This window comes from Clostridium coskatii (assembly GCF_001675205.1).
In the GTDB taxonomy this organism is placed as follows: domain Bacteria; phylum Bacillota; class Clostridia; order Clostridiales; family Clostridiaceae; genus Clostridium_B; species Clostridium_B ljungdahlii.
Window position 1 is genome coordinate 121,070 of sequence record NZ_LROR01000038.1, and the last position, 17,805, is coordinate 138,874.

At 30.5% G+C, this 17,805-nt stretch carries 14 protein-coding genes; 3 read left to right on the forward strand and 11 right to left on the reverse strand.

Annotated features, from left to right (window positions below):
* The first annotated feature begins 3 nt into the window (after positions 1-3).
* The gene (locus CLCOS_RS07915; RefSeq protein ID WP_063600601.1) at positions 4-1,530 is read left to right on the forward strand and encodes a M56 family metallopeptidase; all 1,527 of its coding nucleotides are present in this window, start codon (positions 4-6) and stop codon (positions 1,528-1,530) included.
* 76 nt (positions 1,531-1,606) lie between these two features.
* Here CLCOS_RS07915 and CLCOS_RS07920 read toward each other — a convergent pair whose 3' ends face one another.
* The 3 genes from CLCOS_RS07920 to CLCOS_RS07930 form a co-directional block, all read right to left on the reverse strand.
* Entirely contained in the window at positions 1,607-2,704 is a 1,098-nt protein-coding gene (locus CLCOS_RS07920; RefSeq protein WP_153042919.1) for an amidase domain-containing protein, read from the reverse strand.
* Positions 2,705-2,829: 125 nt separating this feature from the next.
* On the reverse strand, positions 2,830-3,735 hold the full coding sequence (locus CLCOS_RS07925; protein WP_063600603.1) for a M15 family metallopeptidase: 906 nt from the start codon (positions 3,733-3,735) through the stop codon (positions 2,830-2,832).
* 274 nt (positions 3,736-4,009) lie between these two features.
* On the reverse strand, positions 4,010-4,861 hold the full coding sequence (locus tag CLCOS_RS07930; protein WP_063600604.1) for an alpha/beta hydrolase family protein: 852 nt from the start codon (positions 4,859-4,861) through the stop codon (positions 4,010-4,012).
* Positions 4,862-5,078: 217 nt separating this feature from the next.
* Here CLCOS_RS07930 and CLCOS_RS07935 point away from each other — a divergent pair, with 217 nt between their 5' ends.
* On the forward strand, positions 5,079-6,215 hold the full coding sequence (locus CLCOS_RS07935) for an aldo/keto reductase (protein ID WP_063600605.1): 1,137 nt from the start codon (positions 5,079-5,081) through the stop codon (positions 6,213-6,215).
* Between the two features lie 674 nt (positions 6,216-6,889).
* On the opposite strand, the gene carB is transcribed toward CLCOS_RS07935, so the two are convergent.
* The 7 genes from carB to CLCOS_RS07970 all read right to left on the reverse strand — a co-directional run bounded on the left by carB (position 6,890) and on the right by CLCOS_RS07970 (position 16,820).
* Positions 6,890-10,096 (reverse strand): carbamoyl-phosphate synthase (glutamine-hydrolyzing) large subunit, encoded by a 3,207-nt coding sequence (carB, locus tag CLCOS_RS07940; RefSeq protein ID WP_063600606.1) that lies wholly within the window; start codon positions 10,094-10,096, stop codon positions 6,890-6,892.
* Positions 10,097-10,139: 43 nt separating this feature from the next.
* The gene (gene carA / locus CLCOS_RS07945; protein ID WP_063600607.1) at positions 10,140-11,204 is read right to left on the reverse strand and encodes a glutamine-hydrolyzing carbamoyl-phosphate synthase small subunit; all 1,065 of its coding nucleotides are present in this window, start codon (positions 11,202-11,204) and stop codon (positions 10,140-10,142) included.
* A gap of 14 nt (positions 11,205-11,218) precedes the next feature.
* Entirely contained in the window at positions 11,219-12,220 is a 1,002-nt protein-coding gene (gene argF, locus CLCOS_RS07950; protein WP_063600608.1) for an ornithine carbamoyltransferase, read from the reverse strand.
* A 291-nt stretch (positions 12,221-12,511) separates the two neighbouring features.
* Entirely contained in the window at positions 12,512-13,414 is a 903-nt protein-coding gene (locus CLCOS_RS07955; RefSeq protein WP_063600609.1) for a fumarylacetoacetate hydrolase family protein, read from the reverse strand.
* A gap of 46 nt (positions 13,415-13,460) precedes the next feature.
* Positions 13,461-14,084, reverse strand: coding sequence for a class I SAM-dependent methyltransferase (locus CLCOS_RS07960; RefSeq protein ID WP_063600610.1), 624 nt, complete (start codon positions 14,082-14,084; stop codon positions 13,461-13,463).
* A 51-nt stretch (positions 14,085-14,135) separates the two neighbouring features.
* Positions 14,136-16,313: a DNA helicase RecQ gene (recQ, locus tag CLCOS_RS07965; RefSeq protein WP_063600611.1), complete on the reverse strand. Its 2,178-nt coding sequence runs from the start codon at positions 16,311-16,313 to the stop codon at positions 14,136-14,138.
* 48 nt (positions 16,314-16,361) lie between these two features.
* On the reverse strand, positions 16,362-16,820 hold the full coding sequence (locus CLCOS_RS07970) for a hypothetical protein (RefSeq protein ID WP_063600612.1): 459 nt from the start codon (positions 16,818-16,820) through the stop codon (positions 16,362-16,364).
* Between the two features lie 87 nt (positions 16,821-16,907).
* On the opposite strand from CLCOS_RS07970, the gene CLCOS_RS07975 reads away from it, so the two are divergent.
* Positions 16,908-17,204, forward strand: a complete 297-nt coding sequence (locus tag CLCOS_RS07975; protein ID WP_063600613.1) for a hypothetical protein — start codon at positions 16,908-16,910, stop codon at positions 17,202-17,204.
* Positions 17,205-17,280: 76 nt separating this feature from the next.
* On the opposite strand, the gene citX is transcribed toward CLCOS_RS07975, so the two are convergent.
* The gene (gene citX, locus CLCOS_RS07980; protein ID WP_063600614.1) at positions 17,281-17,796 is read right to left on the reverse strand and encodes a citrate lyase holo-[acyl-carrier protein] synthase; all 516 of its coding nucleotides are present in this window, start codon (positions 17,794-17,796) and stop codon (positions 17,281-17,283) included.
* Between the last annotated feature and the right edge of the window lie 9 nt (positions 17,797-17,805).

Here is a 17,805-nt window from a genome sequence, read left to right on the forward strand (position 1 = left end):
TATATGTCAACTTTAATGAAAGCTATTTTTACAGCATCACTTAACGGAAGCATATTAGTTATACTAATACTTTTAATAAAGAACCTGTTAAAAGAAAGGTTAAAAACTGAATTTCACTATATACTATGGTTTCTTTTAATAATAAAACTTATTATTCCCTATGGACCTGAAAGTAACTTAAGCATATTTAATATATATAATTCTGTATCAGAAAAAAACTCAACTGTATCCAGTAAATATTATTTAAAAACAAGTAATACATCTAAAAATAAACTTAAAGATTCCAATGTTCCTGTTAATCTAAGCAAAAATAAAAATATAGAGAGTTCAAATAAAAGAATAAATTATAAAAGCATACTGTTTTTTATATGGCTAATAGGAATGGTATTTTTTATAGCTAATACATTATATGAAATTAGAAAAGTTGAACTTATAAAGAAAAATGCAATAAGTAATAAGTCTTCTAATTTTAATAATATATTGAACAACTGCCTAAATATAATGAACATAAATAAAAGTGTATCTTTAATCTACCCATATAAATCAATCGGTCCCTGTTTATGTGGATTAATTAAACCTACAATATTTATTCCACAAAATATTATAAAAAATATTTCAGAAGATGAATTTAAACATATTATAATACATGAACTCTGCCATTTAAAGAGAAAAGATTTACTTATTAACTGGATTATAATAATCTTAAATACTGTTTACTGGTTCAACCCAATAATACGATATGGTTTTTATAAAATGAAACAGGATTGTGAAACATCCTGTGATGCTTATGCCCTTAGGTATTTAGGCATAGATAGAAATATAAATTACGGAAACACAATTATAAAAATATTGCAATTAGAAAATACTACCCCTTCGTTAATTACTTCAGCTCCTATGGCTGTAAATAATTCAGAAATCAAAAGGAGAATTACTATGATATCAAAACATAAAAAGAATTCTTTAAAAAACATAATATGTGGAATTTTAGTTATTGCTGCTATTACCACAGTAGGATTAACAAGTGGTATTTCTAAGGCAAAACCAAATAGTGATAACTACAATTCTAAACCTTACTATGAAAGCATTATGGATTACTTAATAAATTCTGCCAAAGGTCACAGCTTTCTGTACAACATGAATTCTAGTGAAAATAATAATTTCACAAGCAATAACTCGATAGGTTTTAATGCTACAGATGAATTTCAATTTGAAGAACTGGATTTTAATGGCTATCAAAAATATTGGAGTTCTAATTTTGAAAATAATATATTTGCAGCTGATTTTGATTTCTTTAATGGGATAGAATCATATAAAATAACCTCTCATAAAACTAGCTATAGTATAAAAATAAATACAGATATAAAAAGTGGAAATGTATCCATAAAAATTTATAATGATAAAAAAGTATTATTTGAAAAGATAAACCCAGCAAACAAAACTATAACAATTTCAAAGGAAGATGCTAAAAATATTAAGCTTGACTGCATAGGAATAAAGGCTAAAGGTACTATTACACTTGAACTAAACTAACAGCATCAATGAATGGTATTACTTAGTTAGAGAAGCTGTTATATAATGAATATTTATTCACTATACAACAGCTTCTCTAATAATTCACATGAACTAGCCAAAACTTTATATTTTTATCACTCCACCCAAGATCCCAAGGTACCCTACTTCTATCTGTATTATGACAGCTTACAAGAGAATATCCTTTAGAATCCGCCCCTGTTACTACTGAAATATGAGTTATATCTCCTTTCTTTTCATAGGCTACAAAATCTCCAGGCAAAAGTTTATAAGAAGCTTTATATACTTTTTCATAACTTCCATGGGCTACTAGGGAGGCTCTTCCACTGTACATCATATAATCTTTAAATCCACCTGCATTTATCCAGGAAGCAGTAGCTCCAGTCTTATCATAATTCCAGCTAGAATTTTTTCTAAATTTGCCGCCTTCATGAAGTATTTGAGATGCAAAATTCGCACAATCTCCTCCCTGGGAATTATAATTTCTATACTTTCTATTATAGCTATATCCATACTCTTTTTCCGACGCTATACCACAGTACTTATCTGCATATTCCACTGCTCCTTTTCTTCTATCTCCTATATTTGAAAAATCTCTTTTGTTCTGAGACTGTATATACTGATTCATATTGTCAATTTTAAGGTTATTCAAATTTAGAGAGTCTGCAAAAGGATCCTTATACCATTCTTTAGTAATTATCCATCCTTCACTCCTCTTTGCAATATTAAGTATATGAGAAGTACCAATTCTAAATTTATTGATAGGTTTAGGATCATTTTTATATATATAGCTATATTCTGTGGAACATATTAGATTTACCGAATACTTATTATCTTTGCCTCTAATTCTCTTAATAACTATATCCGGTGAAATTTGAGTAAATTTCACATTTTGCTTTTCTTCCCAATTTTTAAGATATTTCATCTTTTTTTCTTCATGTTCATAAGCCCAAGTCCCATACCTGGTATTTTTATCATAATTACCTTCTATTAATTTTAAATCTCCATTCAATATAGCTTTATTTCTATTTTCAAATATATTTTGTATAGAATTTACAGCTTCTTCTTTTGAATTAGCTTCTTCACCTCTAGCTCTATAAAATGGGAATATTAAAAATATAAATAAAGTGATTATTACAACTTGGTAAAGCCTTTTTTTTAGAGAAATTTTCATAGCCATACTCCTCATATAATTAATTTGGTAATTACATAGAATTTATTATATACTTTGCATAGTTATTATTCCCAATTAAAATAATAATCACTCTGTGAATTTCACCCAAGGTTTCATATTTATTACTACTTTAATTTTTCATCTATCTTTTGAATATATCCCTTTACCAATTTATCGTTGTAGGGTGCTTGTGAATACCAAAACTTACTGTTACTATTTTTTTGTCCAAAATATATTGATTTTAAAATTATTTCTGGCCTGTATTCAAAATGCAGAATGTCAAAATGACTCCACTTTCCGCCCCATACAAAGCCATTTTTTTCAAATGCATCTACAATTTCTTTTGGGTATTCCTGTATTCTCTTATCGCCTTCTTCTTTAGTGACCCATTTCCAATAATCTCTTCTATCTCTAGCAAGATCAATAGCTATTCCAAAGGAATGGGGACTTAACAAACTAGTTCCTGAAATACATCTGTAATTAAATGTACCACTACTGGGAAACAAGGCCTTATAAACTTTTGGATTTTTCTGAGAAATAGGCATTAATTCTTTTACAGCGTTTTCAAGAGATTTAGAGGCATTATTATTTCCATTAAACTGAAATCTTCTATATCCCAAATTAGCCATTTTAAGATTAGATTCTATAGACTTTCTATCACAGCCATAAACCTCTTTTAAAAGGGGATATGCTCTAATTCTTCCAGGATCAAAATCCTTTTCCATTACTCCTTTTATAGTGCCTATGGGATAGGGCTGTTCCAACATATCCTGTAGATCCGTATCATACATTTTTTGCTGGAAACTTTTGCTGCTCTTATCATCATATAAAATTTTTTTACCGGACTTTGTAAGCACATATACTTTTCCATCATTACTTTTTTCCAAATCCGTAATATATTCCGGGTAGGCCATCATAAGACACAAAATATCCTGCTTCATTGTGGTATAATAATCATCTGTCAGTGCCTTTACAGGGCTTACACATACACAAATCAATAATAGTACTGCTATAATTATCTTTTTTTTCATAATATAGACTCCTTGTTAATAAGTAAGTGATTCACACCAAATCAAAGATTTGGGTTCTAATTTGCGTAACTCCTTCTCCTTATCAGTCGAATGAGTAAGTGATTCACACCAAATCAAAGATTTGGGTTCTCTACTTATATTATGTTGTTCATGTATTTACATTATACATTCATATAGAAGCTATAAAAAATTGGAATTTACGCAAAAAATAAGCTGACAATCTTCTAACGGTAAGAAGTTTGTCAACCTATTTTAACTGCAAATTCTATAATACTTATGCTCTTTCTTTTTCAAGCCAGCTAAGCACTTCTTTCTGGAGAGATATTCTTTTATCACAAAATCCATGATCTGTATTTAAAATTACACCTTTACAGCAAACATTTTGTTCTTTTAAAGCTCCTATAAGTGGTTTATAGTGTTTATCTATAGTTGCAATATCGTCTCTAATTCCTCCAATTATAAGTATAGAATGTCCTTTTAATTTTTCTACTATATTTATTAGATTCCAGTCTTTTCTATTTTCTATAACTTCTTGTACAACTTTTTCTGCATTTATACCCTTAAGAGGCAAGACCCAATCTTTCCAAGTTTTAATAGTTTCTTTTTTTAAATTACTATCTTTTAAGAGCATTTCTCCCATAAGTCCAAAATTAAATCCGGCTATACAGGCCGCATATTTGATTTCAGGATGTCTTGCTGCAGTCATAAGGGTAGTAAATCCTCCAAGACTGTGCCCCATCAAAATTATATTTTTTTCGTCAACTCTATACTCTTTTGCACAATACGGTGATCTTAAAAAATCAATGGCAGAATCCGCATCCTCAAGTACATTAGCTATAGAATAAGATCCTTCACTTCCCCAACTTCCTCTATAATGAAATACAAACACATTGTATCCTGCTCTCAATAAAACATGGGCAATATCAAAATTTTGCTCATATCCTGGAAATCCATGGAATAAGATTACAGTAGGATGTGGTCCCTTTCCCTGTGCAATATGTATTACACCCAGAAGCTTAGAACCTTTGCTGTTAAAAATAGACCCTTCTACTAATGTAGGGTACTCTTCATCAAATTCCTGCAAATCCTCTCTTATTGGATCTATACATACAGTTTTTAAACTCATAATAATCACTCCATCTTTTACAAATCTTTGTATAATAATTTTAATTTTAAAGTATAAAAATATTACTATATCTTAATTCATAACATTCATTATAACATATAATAGTATGATTTTACTGCGTTGACAGAACTGAACTGTCACTGTACTATACTTATTATAGAGTTTATAATCGAAAGTTAAATTTATACACATAAATATATTTTAAGGAGGATATTTTATGCAATACAGAAAATTTTGTAAAGATGGTTTTAAAGTATCTACTTTAGGTTTTGGATGCATGAGACTTCCAATAATAAATAATGATCCTTCAAAAATTAATGAAAAAGAAGCACTAAAAATCATAAGGCATGCCATTGATAATGGTGTAAACTATTTAGATACAGCATATCCTTACCACGGCGGAAATAGTGAAGTTTTAGTAGGCAAAGTACTTAAAGACGGTTACAGAGAAAAAGTTAGAATTGCAACAAAAATGCCTGTATGGCTAGTAGAAAAGTATGAAGATTTTGATAAATATTTGAATGAACAATTAGAAAGGCTTGATGTAGACTATATTGATTATTACCTGCTCCATGCTATGACCAAAGACAGAATGGATAAAATAGAAAACCTGGGCGTTTTTAAGTTTTTAAATAAAGCCCTAGAGGACGGTAAAATTAATCATGTAGGCTTTTCTTTCCATGACAATTTAATGGCTTTCAAACATATAATAAATCTATTTCCCTGGGAATTTTGCCAGATCCAATTTAATTATTTAGATGAGGATTACCAAGCAGGTATAGATGGACTGGAATATGCAGCCGATAAAGGTTTATCAGTAGTTGTGATGGAGCCTTTAAAAGGTGGACTTTTATCTGGTAATCTTCCAGAAGATATAAACAACATATTCAATAAATCAAAGGTAAAAAAAAGTCCGGTTGACTGGGCTTTAAGCTGGGTACTAAATCATCCTGAAGTATCAGTATTACTAAGTGGAATGAATTCTTTAGAACAAGTAAATGAAAATATATCTATAGCATCAAAAACTCTTCCTAATTCAATTTCTGAGGAAGACATGGATTTAATAGAGCAGGCAAAAGAAAAATTCAATGCCCTTATGAAAATAAAATGCACCCGCTGTGGATACTGTTCCCCTTGCAAGGTAGATTTAGATATTCCAAATATTTTTTCTATGTATAATAATTACTTTATGTATAAAAGTAAAGAATCTATATTTAATAAATATAATAATATGCCAAAAAAATCAAAGGCATCTTCCTGCATACACTGCGGAAAATGTGAGGATAATTGCCCGCAGCATCTTCCAATCAGGGTACTTCTAGGGCAAGTTAAATCAGCCTTTGAAGAAAAATAATGCTAACAAACATTACCCTATATAAATTCTAAACAAAGAATCAACTTATACTCCGTATATTTTTTACAACCTTCAGTTCATTAAATATTTTGATAAATCTAAGTAAAAAATTCTAAAAAAGCTAAGGACTTTTGAAAACTCGTACCTCAGACAATTCAAAAGCTCTAAGTTTTTACGAATTTTTTACTAAGGCTTATATGCAAAATATTTAGAAGAACTTCATTATTGTAAAAATATGCCTGCGTATAAGTTGATTCTTAAGTTAGAATATCCATATGTAGAATTTCTAATTGAGACTTAAACTTATACATGAAATATAATGACAAAATTGAAATCATACTTAAAAACTTTTATAAATAAGTCTTAGCTTGGTATTTTAGAAAACCTTAGGGACTTAGATATGTCTGAGATACGAGTTTATCTAAGTCCCTTTAGGTTTTCAAAATGCCAAGCTTTAGACTTATTAAAAGTTTTTATCCGATGACTACTCGCTCTAATACTCCCACTTGTGCAAGTGTGAGTAAAGAGCGACTACGTCCCTGGATAACGATTTCTAAGCATCAGGTGGAGTTTAAAACTCCATCTGATGCCAAGAACTCTGTTTATGATGATGAAATTTGTCATTATATAATATTGTATAAGTTAACTCTCTAACTGTAAGCCCCATATAATTATTAACTTCTAAGTGCTGATTCCTGCAAATATTCACCCATAGTTCTGTATTCTATATTTTCTTCATTTTTCTCTGTCAAAATAGCATTAATATAGGCATTTGCTGTATCCAAACATGTAAATACTATTTTATCATGAGCTAAAGCTGTATGTCTGAGTATAAAACCTTGCCTTGTAGTGTTATATCCTTGAGTAGCTGTATTTATGACTATATCTATTTTCTTATCTTTTATATATTCCACTGCAGTATCTAAATCAAGCTCACTGCATTTTACTCCATTTTCACTTAAGAACTTATAAGTTCCACTGGATGCACTTATACTAAATCCAAGTTCTCCATATTTTTTGATTACATTTAGTGAAGTCTTTTTATCTATATCATTTACAGAAACATAAAGATTTCCTTCTTGCAGTATCTTAACTCCTGAAGCTTTGAATGCTTTATATATAGCCTTGTCTTTATCAAAATCCACTCCTAAGACTTCTCCTGTAGATTTCATTTCAGGGCCTAGTGCCACATCTACTCCAGATAACTTTTTATTAGAAAATATAGGCATTTTGACTGCGTAAATATTGCTGTACTTATACATATCCTGTTTATAGTTAAAATCTTTTATTTTTTTACCTAGCATAACTTCTACAGCTATTTCTACCATTGGAATATTAGTAACTTTACTCAAAATAGGTACAGTTCTCGATGCTCTTGGATTTACTTCTATTACATACACTTTATCTCCGTCAAAAGCATATTGAACATTTAAAAGTCCTTTAACATTCAACTTTTTGGCAATCTTTACTGTATAATCTTCTATTTTTTTAAGTACATTCTCCGGTAAATCTGATGCTGGATATACTGCTATACTGTCCCCAGAATGTACCCCTGTTTTCTCTATATGCTCCATTATTCCCGGAATTATTAAATCTTCCCCATCTGATATGGCATCTACTTCTATTTCTTTTCCAACTATATATTTGTCTACAAGGACAGGATGTTCCTTAGATAAATTTACAGCGTCCTTTAAATACTTACACAGCTCTTCATAATTGTAGACAACCTTCATCGCTCTACCGCCTATTACATAAGATGGTCTAACGATAACAGGATACCCTATTTCAGCTACTAAGTTATCTGCTTCTTCAAGACTTGTTACAGATCCACCTACAGGTGAATTTATGTCAAGTTCTTTAAGAAGTACTCTAAATTTTTCCCTGTCTTCTGCCAAATCTATAGATTCAAAGGATGTGCCAAGTAAATTTACTCCCCTGTCATTTAACTTTTTAGATAAGTTAAGCGCAGTCTGTCCTCCAAATTGTACTATAACTCCATCCACCTTTTCCTCATTTATTACATTCATAACGTCATCTATATAAAGCGGCTCAAAGTACAGCTTATCTGAGATATCAAAATCGGTACTTACTGTCTCTGGATTATTATTTATTATAATGGCTTCATATCCTGCTTTTTTTATGGCCCAAACACCGTTAACACAGCAGTAATCGAACTCTATTCCCTGTCCTATTCTAATAGGTCCTGAACCTATTACAAGTATTTTCTTATTATTTGAAACAACATTGTCACTTTCTAAATCATAACAAGAATAATAGTAGGAAGTTTTTGCTTCAAATTCTCCGCTGCAGGTATCTACCATTTTATAAACGGATTTTATACCATTTACTTCTCTAAGTTTCTTTAAATCTTCTAATTTCATACCTATTAATTTGCAAATATATTCATCTGTAAATCCCATGATTTCAGCTTTTTGAATGGTTTCAACATTTGGCACATTGCTTGTCAATTCATTTTCCATATTCACTATATTTTCTATTCCACCTAAGAACCATTCATCTATTTTAGTTAGCTCATGGAGCTCACCTATAGTCATTCCTTTTCTAAGAGCTTCTGCTAGGGCAAAAAGTCTTTCATCATCCTGGTTGTTTATCTTTTCTATTACTTCATCTTTGCTCATATTTTCAAATTTATCTAATTTCAGTCCTATTATTTTTCCCTCTAAACTTATAACTGCTTTTAAAAGAGCACTTTCAAAACTCCTATCTATAGCCATAACTTCTCCCGTAGCTTTCATCTGAGTTTTTAAAGTCCTGTTTGCAGTTTTAAATTTATCAAAAGGCCACTTAGGCATTTTTACTACACAATAATCTAGAGCTGGTTCAAACAGTGCACTGGAATTTCCCGTAACATAATTTTTAAGTTCATCTAAAGTGTATCCAAGAGCAATTTTAGCTGCAATTTTAGCTATAGGATATCCTGCTGCTTTTGAAGCCAATGCACTGGATCTGCTTACTCTAGGATTTACTTCTATAACCATGTACCTATTACTATTAGGATCTAATGCAAATTGAATATTGCATCCACCTTCTATTTTTAGGGTCCTTATTATCTTTATGGCAGACCTTCTAAGCATCTGGTACTCTCTATCATTAAGTGTCTGAGATGGAGCTACTACTATGCTATCTCCTGTGTGTATTCCCACAGGGTCCAAATTTTCCATATTACAAACTACCATACAGTTGTCCTTTTTATCTCTCATTATTTCATATTCTAGTTCTTTCCATCCAGCTAGACTTTGTTCAAGAAGTATTTGATTTATAGGACTCTCTTCCAATCCATTTTCACATATTTCCATATATTCTTCATAAGTGCTTGCAATACCACCTCCAGTTCCTCCTAAGGTATATGCAGGTCTTATTATAATTGGAAGGCTGACTTTATCTAAAAACTCTTTACATTCTTCTAGATTTGTAGCAATTTCACTTACAGCTATAGGTTCATCTATTTCATTCATTAGATTTTTAAAGCTTTCCCTATCTTCCGCATTCTTTATGGATTCAGTTTTTATTCCAAGAAGTTCTACATTATACTTTTTAAATACCCCAATTTCATCAAGCTCCATGGCCAAATTCAAGGCAGTCTGTCCACCAAATCCAGCTAAAACCCCATCTGGTTTTTCCCTTCCTATTATTGCCTCCAGCGATTCAACAGTTAAAGGTTCTATATAAGTCTTATCTGCAATATTTTTATCAGTCATTATAGTAGCAGGATTACTATTTACCAGAACAGTTTGTATTCCCTCTTTTTTTATAGCCTCGCAGGCCTGTGTTCCCGAGTAATCAAATTCCGCAGCCTGACCTATTATTATAGGACCCGATCCTATTATCAAAACCTTTTTCAAGTTTTCTCTTAACGGCATTATATCACTTCTCCTTCTAGTTATTTCTTTGAAAATGCCTTATTTATACTAAAGTCATTAATCTCAAAAATTTATCAAATAAATAGCCCGTATCAGTAGGTCCCGGCGATCCTTCAGGGTGAAATTGTGCTGAGAATATAGGCAGCGTTTTATGTTTAATCCCCTCTACCGTATGGTCATTTAAATTAAAATGAGTTACTTCAATACTGTCTTTATTTAAACTTTCTCTTTTAACTGCATAGCCATGATTTTGAGACGTTATAAAAGCTTTATCTATATCCTTATCATATACACCATGGTTTCCACCTCTATGTCCAAACTTCATCTTATAGGTATCTCCTCCAAGTGCAAGTGATAATAACTGGTGTCCAAGGCATATTCCGAATGTAGGTAAATTACCTATTAATTTTTTTATAGTACCCATTATCTCTCCTAAGTCCTTAGGATCTCCAGGACCATTACTTAAAAGTATGCCTTTAGGATTTATACTCATTATACTTTCATAAGAAGCATTGTAAGGAAATATTGTTATATCACAGTCTCTATCCTTCAAATTTTCAATAATGTTCTTTTTGCTTCCAAAATCCAAAAGTGCAACTTTAGGCCCATTTCCTGAAATATGCTTTATGGAGTTTGTACTTACTTGAGATACTAAATTTTTATTTTCATAAGAATTTAGCATTCTTTTTATTTCACTTATAGATTCATTTTCACTGCATATTACACATTTCATAGTTCCACTTGATCTTATCTTTTTGGTTATACTTCGTGTATCTATACCACTTATACCTACGACTTTATTTTCCTTTAAAAAATTTTCAAAACTATTTTCACTCAAATAGTGCGATGTATTATTATACATATTTTTTATTACCATACCTTTAGCCTGTATATCACCAGATTGGCTAAAATTATAGTTAATCCCGTAGTTACCAATATAAGGATAACACATTGTTATTATCTGTCCTCTATAGGATGGATCTGTAAGTATTTCTTGATATCCTGTCATGGAAGTATTAAAAACCAACTCTCCTGCCGTTATTGCTTTATGTCCTATGGCTTTTCCCATAAATACAGTTCCATCCTCTAAATACAATATGGAATTCATTTTATTCCTTCTTTCTAAATATTACTTAAAGTTGCCACCATAACAGCCTTTATAGTATGAAGTCTGTTTTCAGCTTCATCAAACACTATGGAATGAGGTCCTTCAAATACTTCTTCAGTTACCTCTAATGCTTCATACCCAAACTTTTTATATATTTCTTCCCCTACTTTAGTTTCCGTATTGTGAAAAGCTGGGAGACAATGCATAAACTTAACATTTTGATTTTTACAAGCCTCTATAAGTTTGCTGTTTATTTGATATGGCATTAAAGTTTCTATTCTCTTTTTCCAAAGTTCTTTTTCTTCTCCCATGGAAAGCCATACATCAGTATAGAGGACATCTGCTCCTTCTACAGCTTTATACAAATCCTCAGTAATTGTAATAGTGCCTCCACTTTCCTCGGCTACTTTTTTACACTCTTTAACTAGCTCCTCTTCTGGGAAAAGCTCTTTAGGCGCTGCTATTTTAAAGTTCATTCCAACTTTTGAAGCACCTATCATAAGGGCATTTGCCATGTTATTTCTTCCATCTCCGATGTAAACAAAATTTACATCTTTTAACGATTTATCTATGTGTTCTTCTATAGTCAGAAAGTCCGCTAAAACCTGGGTTGGATGATCTTCATCTGAAAGTCCATTCCATACAGGTACTTTTGAGTATTCTGCCAGTACCTCCATATCTCTTTGAGAAAATCCCCTGTATTCTATACCATGAAACATTCTTCCCATTACCCTAGCCGTATCTTTCACAGATTCTTTTTTACCCATATGACTTCCCTGGGCACCTATATAGACTACATTTGCACCCTCATCATAAGCACTGACCTCAAAGGAACATCTTGTTCTCAGGGAATCTTTTTCAAATATAAGGGCAATATTTTTCCCTTGCAGTCTCTTTTTTTCCGTTCCACTATATTTTTCTTCCTTTAACTTCTTTGCAAGATCAATAAAATACTTTATCTCTTCCTTTGTAAAATCTTTTAATGTTAAAAAACTTTTACCCTTTAAATCTATCATTTTTCTTCCCCCTTAAAATCATTTTTTATAAATATAGGAAACAAATATTTCCTTAAACTTTACTTTAAACATTAGAAATATCTTTATATTAATTTATTGATATTTTATAATTATACATTTATATTAATAATAATTCAATATAAATTCAAAATTTTTTTATTTTGTATTGATTTGAAATACCTTAAAATACAAAGTTTAAAAAAATCTTCAATAGAAAATAACTATTGAAGATTTTTTAATCTAAAGTAATTTATACATTTTGTATACATACAATTTTTTATTTTTAATGCACTAATGAAGTTCTACTACCTTATTTACCAAAGTTCCTATTTTTTCAATACTACATTCAACTATATCACCTTGTTTTAACACTTTAATTGGTGTAAATCCCATACCAACTCCACTTGGTGTACCTGTTGATATAATATCACCAGCTTTTAATGTAATACCTTTAGACAAATCACTTATTATATAAGGTATATCAAAAATTAAATTCTTTGTATTAGATTTTTGCCTTACCTCTCCATTTACAGTGCAACTTATATCCAAATTAACGGGAAATGGTACTTCGGTTTTATGAACTATGTAAGGTCCCATAGGACAGAATGTATCCAAACTTTTTCCCTTAAACCACTGTATATGTTTTCCCTGAAGATCTCTTGCAGATACATCATTTATTATAGTATAGCCAAAAATATACTCTTCAGCATCCTCTTTTTTTATATTTTTTCCATCTTTACCTATTATAACTGCAAGTTCAACTTCATAATCTACCTGATTTGTAATTTCTCTAGAAAATTCAATATTATCGGCCGTTCCCACAGCTGGTGATGCTGCCTTTGTAAAATAAATTGGTACCTCTGGAATACCATTTCCAGCTATTCTAGTAATTTTTATTTCCCTAGCATGTTCTATATAATTTTTTCCAAGACAAAAAACATTTCTTTTTGGATATGGTATCGGAGCTTCAATTTTAATATTATTTATTGGTATAGTTTCTATACCTTCCTTATCTATGCACTTTTTAATTATATCCAATTTACAATCATCCAGGTAATCTATAAGCTCCAGCATAGTTCTAGGTGGATTTTTTTCTCCTATACTTTTAAATACATTATCAAAACCTATGACAGAATTGTTCTTTAAAATTCCTATGGATTCTTTTTCTTTATACAGATATGTTAAAAACTTCATATTAACATCTCCCACTTATATTAAATCAATCTTAGTTCAACTTATATTATGCCCTTCCGCTGCAGCACATCCAGTTATTTTCCTCACATACATGTATAGATACATCTTCATAACCTGCATCTACAAAGAGTTGCTTTAACTGTTCTGGGGTGTGCATAGTCATTTTATCCATATATTCATCATTTTTTTCTTTAAACTTATCACTTATGTACATCTCATTTATTACTGTAAAAGTTCCATTTGACTTTAAAACTCTTTTAACTTCTCTAAAGCTTTTTAATAAATCAGGCCAAAAATATATAGTCTCAACTGCAGTTACCACATTAAATTTAGCATCTTCAAAAGGAAGTTTTTCTACATTTGCATTATATACTTCCACTCTTTTTTCATCTATAAGCTCTTTATTAAATTCTTTGGACCAGTTAACACAATCCATAGAATAATCTACACCTATAACCTTTCCCTTTTTTGCTATGTTAGCTAATCTATTTATAGTTCTTCCGCCTCCACAACCAATATCCAAAATAATATCTTCTTGTTTAATAGAAATTTTATTGAGTCCCCAGGTGGTAACTTCAAAATGATCTTTGTTCATAGAACTAGCTATAAACTTACCCACTTCCCCTGTTGGTTTTCTACACTGGTTTAATCTTCTAGAAAGTTCACTCATAATATATTTGCTGCTTGAAACTTAATTTTCAAACAGCATTTCGCCTCCCTGCTATGCATTTTTATCTAACAAAATATAATCTTTTAATATAACCGCCTTTATCTTATCATAACTTATATCTTCAGAAAGTTTCTCTTTTATAGGTTTTAATTTTGATATTCCTATCTTTTTCGTAACTTTTAAAATTTGATTTTCTTCTTCATCTGTAAATATTCCACCAAAATTTATATTTAAATCTAGAATACCCTTTTCTTCTGCATACTTTGTTATATGTGAAAGTACCGTAGATACAGTAATTTGCCTGTCTTTTGCTATTTGTTCAAGGTCTTTGTGCTCTTTAATCATTTCTGCCGTTATTTCATGAGTTTTTAGTTCTAAATTTTTGCCTTCTTTCACATTTTTGTCGTTTTTGTCGTCTTTTAACTCATTTTTAAAAATCCACTGTGGTTTAATTTTACTTTCATCCAGGTAGTTTTTTATAGCTTCTAAAAATCTTTCACCATATTTTTTTAATTTCAATTGACCTACACCAGATACATCCAGCATCTGCTCAAAATTTATAGGACACCTGCTGCTAAGTTCCTTTAACGTAGTATCCGGGAATATCAAATAAGGAGGTATGGATTCCTCTCCTGCTATTTCCCTCCTTAAAACTCTCAAAATTTCAAATAGATCATTATTTAAAGTAATCTTTTTAGCCTTAACAATTTCCTTTAAGGTTACTTTTTCTTCTCCCTTTAGAACCTTTATGGATCTAGGATTCAATATCACAGTAGGATATTCTCCTTCTTTTAATGAAATGTACCCATGAGCTATAAGTGTATTTATGAAATTTGAAAGTTCTTCCTTTGAATAATTTTTCATTATTCCATGAGTGGACAACTTATTAAATCCGTACTGAATCACTTTTCTCTGTGAGGAACCTCTAAGTACATCCACTATCATATTTACTCCAAATTCTCTTTTCATTCTATATATACAGGAAAGTACTTTTTGGCAATCTATAGTTTTATCTACATATTCTCCTTCACTTACACAATTGCTGCAATTCCCACATTCTTCATAGTCCACTTGTTCTCCAAAATAATTTAATATATATTTTCGTAAGCATCCATTATAATGTACAAAATCTATCATTTGTTGAAGTTTTTTATATTCATTTAATCTTCTTTCAGGAGATTGAATACTTGTTTCAATAAGATACTTTTGGGTAATAACATCCTGAGGAGCAAACATTAAAATGCAATCGCTTTTCTCTCCATCACGACCAGCCCTGCCTATTTCTTGGTAATAGCTTTCTATGTTCTTAGGCATATTGTAATGAATAACATATCTTACATTTGACTTATCAATACCCATTCCAAATGCATTTGTCGCAACTATTACATTTACTCTGTCATATACGAAACCCTCTTGATTATTTTTTCTCTCTTTATCAGAAAGACCTGCATGATATCTAGTAACAGCTATATTATTTTCCTTAAGTCTTTCATATATGCTATCCACTTCTTTTCTAGTAGCTGCATATACTATACCAGATTGTTCTTCATTAGTTTTTATGTATTTTAGCATATACCCTAATCTATTTCCAATTTTCAAACATTCAATTTTCAAATTTTCTCTATCAAAACCAGATATGAAAACCTCAGGTTTATTTAGCTTTATTTGATTTACAATATCTTCTCTAACTTCTCTAGTAGCCGTAGCCGTAAAAGCTGTAACCACTGGTCTTTTAGCAAAGCTTTCTATAAACTTCCATATATATGTATAGCTAGTTCTAAAATCATGTCCCCACTGGGAAACACAATGTGCTTCATCTACTGCTATTTGAGATACTTCTATGCTTTTTATAATCTGGCAGAATTCAGAAGACTCCAACCTTTCCGGTGCTACATACAGCATTTTTATATTTCCTGCAGTTAAGCTTTCACATATATGCAAAATATCCTGGTGTGAAATAGAACTGTTTATATAAGCTGCTCCTATACCCAAATCCTTTATGTTATCTACTTGATCTTTCATAAGTGAAATAAGTGGAGATATTACAACTGTTACCCCCTTAAATAACACTGCTGGTATCTGATAACATATGGATTTACCTCCTCCAGTGGGCATTACAGCTAGAGTATCCTTCCCCTTTAGTATACTTTCAATTACCTTTCCTTGATCCTTCCTAAAGTCACTATACCCATAATATTTATGTAGAATTTCCAAAGCACTACTAAGCAATGATTTCACCCCTGTAACATAATCTATTTTTATTATAGCATAGAGATATTATAATATCCTGATTTGCACTTTTAAAAAATAAGCATCCTTTCTCACTACAACTGCACTGTACTTGTAATTAGTAACTATGTGTTCTATAGAATCATAGTATTTTTTATCTATAGAGTATACAGCCTGTTGATTTTTATCTATTAGACTGTAGGCACCATGTTCCTTCTTTATATATAAATTATCCCATTCTTCAATTTCTACTGCACTTTTAGGGATATCAAATAGTATACCCCTTGATTTCAATATTTGCAAAAGATAGGAATAAACTTCATCATAGGATTTTTCCTTTGCAATAAGTTTCTCCTTAATAGCTGAAAGTTTATCTAATTTTTCTTCTTCTTTCTTTAATTGAATCTCTAATTTTTCTTTTTTTGTTCCTAAATCTTGAACTCTATTTTGTTTATTTTCAGTATAGTTTTTTATAAATTTATGCAGCATATTCTCATTTTGATTCACAAATATTCCTCTTTTCACACTTGTTAATATATATAGCTATTGCACTGTAAATCATTATTTTATAAAATTATTATAGAGGTGTCTAAAATGGATAAAGTATATACCTTAATATTAAAGTATATAAAAAAAATTAAAAAGTCAATTATTTTTGGTATGCAAAATTTGAATTTGTTTTTTGATAAGAAAAAAACTATTGATACTGCATATAAACCTATATTAGATGAAAAATTGAAGGAAGTAAAAGATTTAGAAGATAAATTAAATGTCATGCAAAATAAAAATGCCTCTTTTGAAAAACAAATTAAACATTTAAGAGGCTCTATGATGAAAAAGGAAAAACTTATAAAAAATCTCCAGGACATTATATCCCAAAGGCAAAATTAATACTTGTATTCTATTATATCAAAATAAAGGAGAGACATACTTCCCTCCTTTATTTTAACAACCTTAGTATACCCTGCTATAAAGACTTATCCATTAACGAATAAATTTTGTTTAAAAGATCTTCCACGGAATGACGTCTGCTTCTTCCGCATACTTTGGCATTTTCACCACATAAAAGACATTTTCTCTCACTTACACCTAAGTCTGTCCTACTAATCTGCTCTCCAGTTTTAGTGAATACATCAAAATCAAATATTCTTCCAAGTTCATGGTTTTCTTCAATAGATACAGTGATTTTTTTTACACTAATTGCATCTGCATCTACATTTAAAAATGCCTCAGCACCGGCAGCAGAACTATTTAACATTTTGTGAAGTATATCTATGTTATTCTTTTTTAACTCTTCTTCCAGCAAGCAAATCCCCTTTTTATGAAGTTTAGCAAAGGATTTATTATTTTTTTCTGCTCCTGGTATATTTAATGTAAATGAAATTAGTGTGGTTTTAAATATATTCAATAATTGTTTTTGAATTTGTGCCCTTTTTTCTTTAGCTTCAAGTATTTGATCAAGGATATTGCTTGCATTTTTCATAATTATTAC